This is a genomic window from Proteus faecis, assembly GCF_030286765.1.
Classification (GTDB): domain Bacteria; phylum Pseudomonadota; class Gammaproteobacteria; order Enterobacterales; family Enterobacteriaceae; genus Proteus; species Proteus faecis.
In genome coordinates this window covers 235,507-247,770 of record NZ_JASVWV010000004.1, presented here as the reverse complement: position 1 = coordinate 247,770, position 12,264 = coordinate 235,507, and the positions used below count along the sequence as shown (strand labels likewise).

Annotated in this window: 11 protein-coding genes; 5 read left to right on the top strand and 6 right to left on the bottom strand. The window is 38.7% G+C overall.

What is annotated here, in order from left to right; all coding sequences use genetic code 11:
- Nucleotides 1–16 precede the first annotated feature (16 nt).
- Nucleotides 17–901: a D-hexose-6-phosphate mutarotase gene (locus tag QSH13_RS08185; RefSeq protein ID WP_286038985.1), complete on the bottom strand. Its 885-nt coding sequence runs from the start codon at nucleotides 899–901 to the stop codon at nucleotides 17–19.
- A gap of 114 nt (nucleotides 902–1,015) precedes the next feature.
- On the bottom strand, nucleotides 1,016–2,011 hold the full coding sequence (gapA, locus tag QSH13_RS08180) for a glyceraldehyde-3-phosphate dehydrogenase (protein WP_072064109.1): 996 nt from the start codon (nucleotides 2,009–2,011) through the stop codon (nucleotides 1,016–1,018).
- 343 nt (nucleotides 2,012–2,354) lie between these two features.
- On the opposite strand from gapA, the gene msrB reads away from it, so the two are divergent.
- Nucleotides 2,355–2,792, top strand: coding sequence for a peptide-methionine (R)-S-oxide reductase MsrB (gene msrB, locus QSH13_RS08175; RefSeq protein WP_109397681.1), 438 nt, complete (start codon nucleotides 2,355–2,357; stop codon nucleotides 2,790–2,792).
- Nucleotides 2,793–2,872: 80 nt separating this feature from the next.
- Entirely contained in the window at nucleotides 2,873–3,154 is a 282-nt protein-coding gene (locus QSH13_RS08170) for a YeaC family protein (protein ID WP_109397680.1), read from the top strand.
- Between the two features lie 113 nt (nucleotides 3,155–3,267).
- Here the strand turns inward: QSH13_RS08170 and pncA are convergent, their stop codons facing one another.
- The 3 genes from pncA to sppA all read right to left on the bottom strand — a co-directional run bounded on the left by pncA (nucleotide 3,268) and on the right by sppA (nucleotide 7,058).
- A complete protein-coding gene (pncA, locus tag QSH13_RS08165; protein ID WP_286038986.1) occupies nucleotides 3,268–3,912 on the bottom strand; it encodes a bifunctional nicotinamidase/pyrazinamidase in 645 nt (214 codons plus the stop codon).
- 22 nt (nucleotides 3,913–3,934) lie between these two features.
- On the bottom strand, nucleotides 3,935–4,957 hold the full coding sequence (gene ansA / locus QSH13_RS08160; RefSeq protein WP_109397678.1) for an asparaginase: 1,023 nt from the start codon (nucleotides 4,955–4,957) through the stop codon (nucleotides 3,935–3,937).
- Between the two features lie 244 nt (nucleotides 4,958–5,201).
- Nucleotides 5,202–7,058 carry a signal peptide peptidase SppA gene (gene sppA / locus QSH13_RS08155; RefSeq protein ID WP_286038987.1) on the bottom strand — a complete coding sequence of 619 codons (1,857 nt, stop codon included), beginning with the start codon at nucleotides 7,056–7,058 and terminating at the stop codon, nucleotides 5,202–5,204.
- A gap of 533 nt (nucleotides 7,059–7,591) precedes the next feature.
- On the opposite strand from sppA, the gene QSH13_RS08150 reads away from it, so the two are divergent.
- From QSH13_RS08150 to QSH13_RS08140, 3 genes are read left to right on the top strand one after another with little or no spacing between them, the layout of a single operon-like run.
- Complete coding sequence (locus QSH13_RS08150; RefSeq protein WP_072064103.1) at nucleotides 7,592–8,143, top strand: NAD(P)H nitroreductase; 552 nt, start codon at nucleotides 7,592–7,594, stop codon at nucleotides 8,141–8,143.
- 17 nt (nucleotides 8,144–8,160) lie between these two features.
- On the top strand, nucleotides 8,161–9,204 hold the full coding sequence (gene selD / locus QSH13_RS08145) for a selenide, water dikinase SelD (protein WP_109397676.1): 1,044 nt from the start codon (nucleotides 8,161–8,163) through the stop codon (nucleotides 9,202–9,204).
- Nucleotides 9,205–9,208: 4 nt separating this feature from the next.
- The gene (locus tag QSH13_RS08140; protein ID WP_286038988.1) at nucleotides 9,209–11,170 is read left to right on the top strand and encodes a DNA topoisomerase III; all 1,962 of its coding nucleotides are present in this window, start codon (nucleotides 9,209–9,211) and stop codon (nucleotides 11,168–11,170) included.
- Nucleotides 11,171–11,237: 67 nt separating this feature from the next.
- Here the strand turns inward: QSH13_RS08140 and xthA are convergent, their stop codons facing one another.
- Nucleotides 11,238–12,044 (bottom strand): exodeoxyribonuclease III, encoded by an 807-nt coding sequence (xthA, locus tag QSH13_RS08135; protein WP_286038989.1) that lies wholly within the window; start codon nucleotides 12,042–12,044, stop codon nucleotides 11,238–11,240.
- Nucleotides 12,045–12,264 lie beyond the last annotated feature (220 nt).

Below are 12,264 nucleotides of genomic sequence, written 5' to 3'. Positions count from 1 at the left end.
AGATATCGGCAATAGTTTATTTTTCAGCTATATTTTTACGAACACGAACGACCAGAGATAAACGACCAGGATGAACGTTATCTGGTTTTAATGGTTGGTGAATACGAGCAGTTTCTACACAAGCCATTTTACGATAGCCACCTGTGCTCATATCTTTCATTGAGCTTGCAAGCTCTGCACCGGGATTCCAGCACACGACATCACTATGATGGTAATGGTGAACTTCAATCGTACGATCCCAACCGTCATCATGAATAAGATTAAAATCTTCAGGCTCAGTATACAGCCTGTCAGTACGCCCATTAAAGCGCAATGAGGTTTCATCAGTGTAAACCTCTTTATCTGCCACTGTGTCAATGTAGTGGCTTCCTAGGCCGGTTACAGAAACATTATCAATGTCACTCACATTAAAATAAGAGTGAAGGGCAGCTGTTGCTTCATAATCACCGTAAGATTCTAATTCAACCTCACAGGTTGCTCCTAATTTAAAACGAGCAATAACAGTAAAGGGATGAGGCCAATATTTTTGTGTTTGTTGGTTCTCTTTTAATGTCATGGTGATGAGAACACCATCATCTTGTTCTGTATGTGCACTAAATTCCCAAGGAAGAATTCGCGCAAATCCATGGCTTGGTGTGCCAGCTGAAGCAAACCAAGGCCAGCAAATAGGAATACCGCCACGAATGGCAACGCCAGGAGTGAAGAGAGAGGCCTCACTTACCCAAAATACAGGATGTTCTTGTGCGGGTTGCCAAGCAATTAAATGTGCGCCTTGAAGACTGATAGCTGCGCGTACTTTAGGGTGTGAAATAACAAGAATAGGAAGCTCGCCTAATTGCCGACGACTTAAGTAAGGTGATATTTGTTCAATAATCGGCAAAGAAAAAATTTTCTCATTCATTATCTTATGACCTTATGTCACTGACTATTTCAATACAATAAACTGACTGGCTAGAAAATAAAAGAGCCACCGAAAAGGTGGCTCTAAAAGAAATCGTGACTTTCTAAACTCTAATTATTTAGAGATGTGAGAAATCAGATCCAGAACTTTGTTTGAATAACCAACTTCGTTATCGTACCAAGCAACTAATTTAACAAAGTTGTCGTTCAGAGCGATACCTGCTTTAGCATCAAATACTGAAGTCAGAACTTCGCCATTGAAGTCAGTTGAAACAACTGCATCTTCAGTGTAACCCAGAACGCCTTTCAGTTCACCTTCAGCTGCAGCTTTGATAGCGTCACAGATTTGAGCGTAAGTTGCTGGTTTTTCCAGACGTGCAGTCAGGTCAACAACAGAAACGTTAGGAGTAGGAACACGGAAAGACATACCAGTCAGTTTGCCGTTCAGCTCAGGAATAACTTTACCTACAGCTTTAGCTGCACCAGTTGATGATGGGATGATGTTTTGAGAAGCACCACGACCACCACGCCAGTCTTTTGCAGATGGACCATCAACAGTACGTTGAGTTGCAGTTGTTGCGTGAACAGTAGTCATCAGACCTTCAACGATACCGAAGTTGTCGTTGATAACTTTAGCTAAAGGCGCTAAGCAGTTAGTAGTACAAGATGCGTTAGAAACGATGTCTTGGCCTGCGTATGATTTATGGTTTACGCCCATAACGAACATTGGAGTGCTGTCTTTTGAAGGACCAGTCAGAACAACTTTTTTCGCACCAGCTTGGATGTGTTTACGAGCAGTTTCGTCAGTTAAGAACAGACCGGTTGCTTCTGCAACAACATCAGCACCGACTTCGTTCCATTTCAGATTTGCTGGATCTTTTTCTGAAGTTACGCGGATGGTTTTACCATTAACAACGAGGTGGCCATCTTTTACTTCAACAGTACCGTTGAAACGGCCATGAGTTGAATCGTATTTCAGCATGTATGCCATGTAGTCTGCGTCTAACAGATCGTTAATACCTACGATTTCGATATCTGAACGTTCTTGAGCAGCACGGAAAACGATGCGGCCGATACGACCAAAACCATTAATACCTACTTTGATAGTCATATGTATTCCACCAGCTTTAATTTAGTGAATTAAAAAGTTGATTCTAAAGTTACCAAAACCGCGCCAATCGTCAAGCGGAATCGTGTCAATAATTGCAAAAAATCAATTAAAAAAACACTTTTCGCTTAAAGATTGGTCGTTTTAGACAAATGTTACGCTGTGTATTATCGGGATCAACGCCGATAAATGAAGTTACCTTTGCTCTGTTATGTGAAACTCATCACATTTCAAAAACTAAAGATTACTCTTAGTGATTTTAGACTATATTTTTCAGATTTGTTGTTAAATCTTTGTTATCATTCACTGTTGTTTTAAAAAGCATTTTTCTGGGCAAGAGGTCTATATGGCAGATAATGAAAAGAAAGTGAATATTTCAAGTAATAACAATCACCTTGATTTATCAACACTCAACGAAATGCAACGTTATGTGACGCAACAACAAGGTACAGAACCTCCATTTAGTGGTAAATTATTACACAATCGTGAAACAGGGATTTATCACTGTTTATGCTGTTCTGCTCCTTTGTTTTATTCAGATACCAAATTTGATGCAGGGTGTGGTTGGCCTAGTTTTTATCAACCCGTTAGTGATGATGCAATTCGTTATGTTGATGATTTTTCTCATAATATGAAGAGAACAGAAATACGTTGCCAACAATGTGATGCACATTTAGGCCATGTTTTTAATGATGGTCCAGCCCCAACAGGGGAGCGTTATTGTGTTAATTCAGCATCTCTTTCATTTACGAATAGTGAAACAGGCGAAAAACAAGCAGGTTAATTTATCGAATTAACAAAATAATAACAACTGAAAAAACGATTCAGCTATTTCAAGTGATTATTTAGCTTATGGAGTAATCAATGGAAGTTAATGAACTTATTTCGATGGTAACACCAGAAATATATCAGCGTATTTCAACCGCAGTTGAACTGGGTAAATGGCCTGATGGCGTTGCATTGACTGCTGAGCAAAAAGAGCATTGTATGCAGATTGTTTTATTATGGCAGGCGAAAAATAACCATACACCTGAACATATGACAGTAGGAACTAATGGGCAAATTACCATGAAGAGCAAACAAGAATTAAAAGCTCAGTTTCAATCTGAACGTTTAGCAACGTTAACGCCAATGGATGATGACTAAAACCAGTGTTAAATGAATAGAATAGAGATAAAAAGGGGATATTTATTAACCAAGTTGGTTAATAGTATCTCCTTTTTCATTTAATGATGATAAAAAACGAAACGACTGCGAAATTATTGATTGTTACGATTAAGCCAATGCGCTGAATCAATTAATGTCGCCCCCTTTGCTTGCATCTCTTCTAGCGCTTTTTCGCTATCGTCATCTTGAATATTTACACCGCGACAACCGTCTGTAATGACTGAGACCTGATATCCTAATAATAACGCATCTAGCACTGTAAATTTGACACAGTAATCTGTAGCAATTCCTAAAATATAAAGATGTTTTATATTGAGCGTCTGTAAAAGTGTGTGTAAGCCTGTTTGATATTCATGGTCGTTATCAAAAAAAGCACTATAACTATCAATAAGGGGGTTTTGCCCTTTATAAATAATGTGATTAATTACTTCTTGGTTTAATTCAGGATGAAATGCAGCACCATAAGAATGTTGTACGCAATGAACTGGCCACCAAACTTGTGGCAATCCATTTAGTGTACCGATTTCTCCCACCATAGTGCCTGAATTTTCAGCAAAACTAAGATGATCGGCTGGATGCCAATCTAAACTGGCGATAATAGGATTTTTAGATTGCTTGAAATTATGAATAAGTTGGTTGGCTGTTTGTATAACCATGTCGCTTTCATTAACAGCTAATGCACCACCTGTACAAAAATCATTTTGTATATCAACCAATAATAGGGCGGAATTTTTCACCAGTTTTACCTTTAGATTAAACTTAGTCGTTATCGTCTAATGTCATTTCACCGCGTAGGTTTTGTTGCATTAGTCGACAGATTTCAGTGTAATTATATTGTTGGCTAAGGAGATAATGCAGTTTAGTTAATGTTGCTTCAAATGTCATATCAAAGCCACTGATCACACCCACTTCCACTAATGCTTGACCTGTTGCATAACCTTCCATATTTACGCGGCCAGAAATACATTGTGTAAGGTTGATAACAACAATACCACGCTCTGTTGCTTCACGTAGGGTAGAAAGGAGAGCTGGGTGTGATGGGGCATTGCCGACACCATAAGAGCGCAATATTAAGGCTTTCACTGGTTGCATCAGGATATTTTTCACCACTTCATCGGAAAGACCCGGATAAATTGTGACAACACCAATAGGCTGAGGCGTAATATTATGTGTAGTAAATTTACCATTTCCTTTTGGAAAAGAATTAATTTTAAATTGTTTAATATTAATGCCAGCTTCGAGTAGCGGTGCGCTATTCGGCGATGCAAAGGCATTAAAACCATCAGCATGTGCTTTTACTGTGCGGTTTCCGCGATACAGCGTGTTATTGAAGAAGAGTGCTACTTCATTAATGGGATGATGTGCAGCGAGATAAAGCGCATTTAATAGGTTTGTTTGTCCGTCAGATCGTAAGGCTTCTAAAGGAATTTGAGAGCCAGTAACGATAATTGGCTTGCTAAGATCCTCAAACATAAAAGAGAGTGCTGATGCGGTAAATGCCATGGTATCAGTGCCATGAAGAATAACGAATCCATCATAGTTGTGATAATTTTCATTTATATCATCAGCGATAGATTGCCAATCTTCTGGTGTGATATTTGAAGAATCAATTAAAGGAAGGTGCTCTTTGATTGTAAAATCAGGCATTTCCTCACGGTGGAATTCTGGCATTTTAGCTAATTGGCGTTGTAAATGTCCTGATACAGGAATATAGCCATGTTCAGAATGTTGCATACCAATAGTACCGCCAGTATAAACAACGTAGATTGATTTCTTTTGCATCAGACAAAGCACTCTTATTAAGCTGTGAGAAATACCTGATTATAGGGAGTTTGCAGAATAAAAAAAGGAAAGGATGCTAAAAAAGAAAATAGAGAACAACTAATATTTTCTTTAAATCATTGTGTTAAAAATAGCGTAGATATAAATGAGTGAATATTGCTCATCAGAGTATTGTGCTATAAAAAGTGAGAAAAAATGGATAAATACACCTGCTCAGTGTGAGCAGGTGTATGAGTGGAAAAGATTATTGAATATCCCCACAAGATAAACAGTACGCATAGCGGTTTAACGGATCGTTCATATTGCGATAAAACTCTGTCTGTGTTTTCACTTCTTTTAAAACAGGTGCAGGTATATACGCTTGTAATGGATCAGGAAGGAGCGCTTTTGCATTAGACGATAAACTCATTATGATCTGCTCTGACAGGCTTAATTCAGGTTTCATCCAATCAACAACAGGTTGGTCAATTTTTGCCATTTTAGCCGCAGCATCAATAGCATCATCAAAATCACCAAACTCATCGACTAAACCTACATTTTTTGCATCTATTCCTACCCACACTCGACCTTGAGCAATACGGTCAATTTGAGCTGGTGTTTTTTTGCGAGATTCTGCTACTAAATTAATAAACGTTTTATAACCACTTTCGATATTTAATTGTAAAAGTTCTGCAAACTCTTCAGGTAGTTTATTTGTGACAGATAATCCTGCTAATGGTGAAGTCGTGACACCATCAGTATAAACACCAATAGACTCTAGACTATTTTCAAAGGTATTAATAACGCCAAAAATACCAATTGAGCCAGTTAATGTTGATGGGCTGGCAATAATCTTATTTGCAGGGGTTGAAATCCAATATCCACCTGATGCGGCTAAACCTCCCATTGAAACAACCACATGTTTTTTCTGTTGTTTAAAGGCGGCAACTTCACTGCGTATTTGCTCTGATGCAGAAACACTACCTCCAGGGCTATTTACACGTAATACGAGTGCCTTAATATTCGGATCTAAACGTGCTTGGCGAATTTGATTAGCAATAGTTGACCCCCCAGCAGAACCGGGGATACTTTCACCATCAATAATGGCTCCTTGAACAACGACTACAGCAATATTTCCTTCGTCATTTGCAGGTAATGATGAAGTCAATGTATCAGCATAATCATAAATGCTGATATTGTTAAATTGTTGGTTCTCTTTATCCCACTGGAAAGTTTCTGTCATATCTGCTTCAAATTGAGCGTATGAGCTTACAGAATCCACTAATTTACGATTTAGCGCATAAGTTGCGTTATCACCATCTGCATTGCGTAGCTGTGCAATCATCTCTTTTGCACCAGGGAAAACATCTTCTTTGGTAATGCTACGGTTTTCTGCAACTTGGGTTAAATAAGTAGACCACAGTGAATTAACTAAACGTAATGAAGCTTCTCGCGATTCTGCAGACATGTCATTACGCATTAATGGTTCAACCGCGGATTTATATGTTCCTACGCGGAAAATATGAGTACTTACTTTTAAATTTTCTAACAGTGTTTTGTAATAGAGATTTTGAAAGCCAAAACCATAAACGCCCACGGCACCTTGAGGAGTGAGATAAATTTTATCTGCATAAGAAGCGAGATAATACTGTGGTTGACTGTAATAGCCACTTACTGCAAAAATCGGTTTGCCTGTCTTTTTAAATTCATTAAGTGCCTTACCAATATAATTTAGCGAAGGCTGGTCTGCGCCTGCAAATTCATCAAGTTTAAGCACCATACCTTTAATTTTGGGATCTTGTGTTGCTCGTCGTAACGTATCGACAACTTCAAATAATGAATTTTCTTGGAGCTGGCTACTAGAAACGCCTAAAAGTTCACGTCCAACTTCTCCTAAGGGATTTTGGGTTGCAGTTTGGTCAACAATTACGCCTTTAAGGTCAACAAGAAGGGCACCTTCATAATCCATCGGTTTTTGTGCTTCCTTGCTAATTAAGAAAATACCAATAACCATAAAGAGAAGGAAAAAGAAAATAACGTTTAAGATTAATTTCCTGATAAAGTTAATGGCTTGCCAACTGAATTTTAATATTGCGCCGATTAACTCCATAATTTTATTCATATTATCTCCACATCATGTAAAGCTAAAATTTAATCCTAAACAGTCATGCTAGAATTATTGGTAAGCAGGTTACATCCACATAATCTCATACTATTAAAACAAAGAATGTTGTTAGCAATAGAGAGAATAGCAATAACAATAAAGGAATATTCTAATATAGCTTTTATTGAATGTCTGTCATTGATTTTTAGGAAACCACGAATGATAACTTTTTGCTTAAGGTGTTATTAAGTAAACAGTTATTTTACGTAAAAATAGTCAAATAAATTCACACAAAAAGGCATCAAACGAATATAAGAAATCGTCGAATTAGAGATCAAAATAAACTTAAATTAATGGAGTAGGCTGAGGTTAATCATTTTATGAACAATAATTTACGATTAAATAACCATATTGCTGATTTTTAGAAAAATTTCCGCCTAAATTTGTGGATGGTGGTAATATAACAGTTTGTTATACTGCGAATTGATAAGAACTGTCCATCCCCATAAGAATGGGATCTTGCTAAAATAAAATGCTGACAGGAGAATAAAATGGATGCATTAACACTGCTTTTGAACCGCCGTTCAGCTTCCCGACTGACTACTCCAGCCCCTGATAGTGAAGCCCTCAATACTATTTTACAAGCGGGTATGCGCGCGCCTGATCATGGTGCACTCAAACCTTGGCATTTCGTTGTGATGCAAAATGAAGGCATTGAGCGTTTTAGTCAATTGCTGCATAAAGCTGCAGTTGTGAGTAATTTAGGCCCCGAGGTTGAAGAAAAAGCAAAAAATGCACCTTTTCGTGCCCCACTGATCATCACGGTGATTGCGAAAGTGAAAGATCATCCTAAAGTTCCTGAATGGGAGCAAGTTGTTGCAGCGGGTTGTTGCGTACAAGCAATGCAAATGGCCGCTGTTGCTCAAGGATTTGGGGGGATTTGGCGTTCAGGCTCTTGGACTCATGATGCTGTGGTAAGAGAAGGACTTGGCTGTGGTGAACACGACCAGATTATTGGTTTTCTTTATTTAGGCACGCCAGCTTTAAAAGCACCAATGACGGTTTCTCCTGCTGACTTAACTGATTTTGTGACTTATTTTTAAAAAAAGGATGGCATGTTATGTCTGAAGCAATTCGTTTAACACAATACAGTCATGGTGCAGGTTGTGGTTGTAAAATCTCGCCAAAAGTTTTAGAAACCATTTTACATAGCGAACAAGCTAAATTTCATGATCCTCATTTACTTGTTGGTAATGAAACCAAAGATGATGCCGCTGTTTATGATTTAGGAAATGGTACAGGTATTATTAGCACCACCGATTTCTTTATGCCAATCGTTGATAATCCTTATGATTTTGGGCGCATCGCTGCAACAAATGCAATCAGCGATATTTTTGCAATGGGTGGAAAACCTATTATGGCGATTGCTATTTTAGGTTGGCCAATTAATAAACTGGCACCGGAAATTGCACGAGAAGTGATTGAAGGTGGTCGAGCTGCTTGTCAAGAAGCGGGAATTTCATTGGCTGGTGGTCACTCAATTGATGCGCCAGAACCTATTTTTGGTCTTGCTGTAACGGGTGTCGTGCCTGTGAGCAAAGTGAAGAAAAACAGTGAAGCTAAAGCAGGATGTCAGCTTTTTTTAACTAAACCTTTGGGTATTGGTGTATTAACAACTGCAGAGAAGAAAGGTCTATTAAAACCAGAACACCAAGGTTTAGCGACAGAAATTATGTGTCGCATGAATAAAGCCGGTTCTGATTTTTCAGATATCGATGGTGTCACTGCAATGACCGATGTTACTGGCTTTGGTTTGTTAGGGCACTTAAGTGAAATCTGTGATGGCTCTGGCGTACAAGCGACTATTCACTTCTCACAAGTACCAAGGTTGCCAGAAGTCGAGTCTTATATAGAACAAGGCTGTGTTCCGGGGGGGACAAATCGTAACTTTGAAAGTTATGGTCATTTAATTGGTGAGATCACTGAAATGCAACGCAAATTACTCTGTGATCCACAAACATCAGGTGGCTTATTATTAGCAGTATTACCTGAAGCGGTTGAACAAGTGAAGGAAGTTGCCTCACGTTTTAATATCGAATTAACTTCTATTGGTGAACTAACTGCGCCAGTAGCTGGAAAAGCGTTGATTGAAGTGACTAACTAACGTAATGAGATTATTTATTGCAGAAAAACCCAGCCTTGCTCGGGCTATTGCTGATGTATTGCCAAAGCCTCATAAACGGGGCGATGGCTTTATTCTTTGTGGTGATAACCAGTATGTGACGTGGTGTGTTGGTCACTTACTTGAACAAGCTGAGCCGGATGCATACGACCCGCGGTACGCCCGCTGGTCGTTAGATGATTTGCCCATTATTCCTGAAAAATGGCAACTCAAGCCCCGAGCTGATGTTAAAAAACAGTTGGAAACCATCAAAACACTGCTTAAACAGGCACAAGAAGTGATCCACGCGGGTGACCCCGATCGTGAAGGTCAGCTCTTAGTAGATGAAGTGCTTAACTATTTAAATATCAGTGAAGAGCAAAGAAAACAGGCGCGTCGTTGCTTAATTAATGACTTAAACCCAGCCGCAGTGACGCGTGCTATTGATAAACTACGGTATAACCATGAATTTGTACCATTATGCGTATCTGCGTTGGCACGAGCAAGAGCAGATTGGCTTTATGGTATTAACATGACGCGAGCCTATACACTTTTAGGTCAGCGCAATGGTTACCAAGGTGTATTATCAGTAGGGCGTGTACAAACGCCTGTATTAGGTTTAGTCGTTCGTCGTGATGAAGAAATTGAAAACTTCGTTCCTAAAGATTTCTTTGAAGTTAAAGCACATGTTGTCACATCTGCTGATGAACGCTTTACCGCGATTTGGCAACCAAGTGAACATTGCGAACCTTGGCAAGATGAGGAAGGGCGATTATTAAATCGTAAACTTGCCGAGCATGTTGTTGAGAGAATTAAAGACAAACCTGCGTATGTAACGGATTATCAAGATAAGCAAGAGTCTGAAATAGCCCCACTTCCTTTTTCACTCTCTGCATTACAAATTGAAGCGGCAAAACGTTTTGGTTTAAGTGCACAACAAGTCTTGGATACGTGCCAACGCCTATATGAAACGCATAAGTTGATCACGTATCCGCGTTCTGACAGTCGTTATCTACCTGATGAACATTTTGCTGGTCGCCATGCTGTTATTAATGCGATTAGCACACATGATCCAAGCCTATTACCGCAAGAAACCCTAGATATTGATAAAAAAAATCGTTGTTGGGATGATAAAAAAGTTGATGCTCACCATGCGATTATTCCAACGGCAAAAACGGGTAATATCTCATTAAGTGAAAATGAGAAAAATATTTATTATCTCGTTGCTCGCCAATATCTAATGCAATTTATGCCTGATGCTGTTTATCGTAAATGCGTTATCGAACTTGATATTGAAAATGGTAAGTTTATTGCTAAAGCACGTTTTTTAGCGCAATCAGGATGGCGAGCATTATTAGGGGCAAAAGAGCAAGATGCTGAAAATGACGGTTCTGCATTGCCAATAGTCGCTAAAGGGGATGAGTTACTGTGTGAAAAGGGTGAAATTGTTGAAAAGCAAACGCAGCCCCCAAGACCGTTTACTGATGCAACTTTGCTTTCGGCTATGACTGGAATTGCGCGCTTTGTTCAAGATAAAGAACTTAAGAAAATCCTAAGAGCGACAGATGGATTAGGTACTGAAGCGACAAGGGCGGGGATCATTGAGTTATTATTTAAACGTGGTTTTTTGCAAAAAAAAGGGCGAGCCATTAATTCAACGCCGGCAGGTAGGGCATTAATTCATGTATTACCTGATATGGCAACTTTACCGGATATGACCGCACATTGGGAATCGATACTCACACAAATCAGTGAGAAACAATTTAAATATCAAGATTTTATGATGCCATTAAATAACACCTTGATAGAATTGATTACACAAGCGAAACGGCGTCCGAATATTCAAGCTTTCAGAAATCTTCCTGCACCAGCGCATAATAAAAAGCGCAAAGCGGTAACTAAAGGAAGTCATAAAGCAAGCGCCACAAAAAATAAAACGCAGAGTAAAGAAGCAACTACTGATAGTTAAGCACAAATAAAAAGCACTTCCTCTATTAGTTAGGGAAGTGCTTTTACTGAATTAAGATTTCATTTGATTAGATTTTAAATTCAGCCCAAACTGGTGCGTGATCAGAAGGTTTTTCCATTCCACGGATCTCGTAATCAATTCCTGTTGAAATACAATTATCTGCTAAGCAGCGACTTGCTAGAAGTAAGTCAATACGTAAACCTCGGTTATCATCGAATCCTTTAGAACGATAGTCAAACCACGAGAATTTATCATTAGCTTCAGGGTGCTGTTGGCGGAATGTATCTGTTAATCCCCAACCCATTAAGGTTGCCAGCCATTCCCGCTCTTCTGGTAGGAAAGAACATTTGCCTGTTTTTAACCAGCGTTTCATATTATTTTCGCCAATGCCAATATCTTTATCTGTTGGGCTAATATTTAAATCACCCATAATAAGTACTGGAGAGGTCGGTTTTAAGCTGGTAGTCAGGTAATTTTGAAGGTCGGTATAAAATTTTTCTTTTGCTGGAAATTTAGTTTCATGATCACGGCTTTCACCTTGAGGAAAATAACCGTTCATCACTGTCATTAAACCCGCTGGTGTTTCGATATCTGCCATGATCATGCGACGTTGTGCATCATCGTCATCACCAGGAAACCCTTTACGTATTGCGACAGGTTTTTCTTTTGTGAGTAAGGCAACACCATAATGTCCTTTTTGGCCATGATAGAAAACATGATAACCCAAGGCACCCACTGTATCTAATGGAAACATATCATCATGAACTTTTGTTTCTTGAAGTCCAATAACATCCGGCTGATGTTTTTCTATGATAGCTTCAAGTTGGTGAGGACGAGCGCGTAAACCATTAATATTGAAAGAGACAAATTTCATGTGACTGTAACCATTTATATATTGAATAATAGGATGCCTTATACTAACAGGATCATAAAATGAATGTAAGCAAATCACTGAAATGATGGTATAGCTTATCAAGAGAGAGATAAAATAAAGATTATTAAATAGAGTGCGCTAATTTAATAAAAATAATTAATTACATAACAAAAAATATTAATTAAACAAACTAGAAACATAAACTAATCTTTGATAGAAG

Coding starts and splice junctions, on each gene's coding strand:
- QSH13_RS08185 (WP_286038985.1), bottom strand. CDS start 901: ATGAATGAGAAAATTTTTTCTTTGCCGATTATTGAACAAATATCACCT.
- selD (WP_109397676.1), top strand. CDS start 8,161: ATGTCTGAAGCAATTCGTTTAACACAATACAGTCATGGTGCAGGTTGT.
- QSH13_RS08140 (WP_286038988.1), top strand. CDS start 9,209: ATGAGATTATTTATTGCAGAAAAACCCAGCCTTGCTCGGGCTATTGCT.
- QSH13_RS08150 (WP_072064103.1), top strand. CDS start 7,592: ATGGATGCATTAACACTGCTTTTGAACCGCCGTTCAGCTTCCCGACTG.
- sppA (WP_286038987.1), bottom strand. CDS start 7,058: ATGAATAAAATTATGGAGTTAATCGGCGCAATATTAAAATTCAGTTGG.
- msrB (WP_109397681.1), top strand. CDS start 2,355: ATGGCAGATAATGAAAAGAAAGTGAATATTTCAAGTAATAACAATCAC.
- QSH13_RS08170 (WP_109397680.1), top strand. CDS start 2,873: ATGGAAGTTAATGAACTTATTTCGATGGTAACACCAGAAATATATCAG.
- gapA (WP_072064109.1), bottom strand. CDS start 2,011: ATGACTATCAAAGTAGGTATTAATGGTTTTGGTCGTATCGGCCGCATC.
- ansA (WP_109397678.1), bottom strand. CDS start 4,957: ATGCAAAAGAAATCAATCTACGTTGTTTATACTGGCGGTACTATTGGT.
- xthA (WP_286038989.1), bottom strand. CDS start 12,044: ATGAAATTTGTCTCTTTCAATATTAATGGTTTACGCGCTCGTCCTCAC.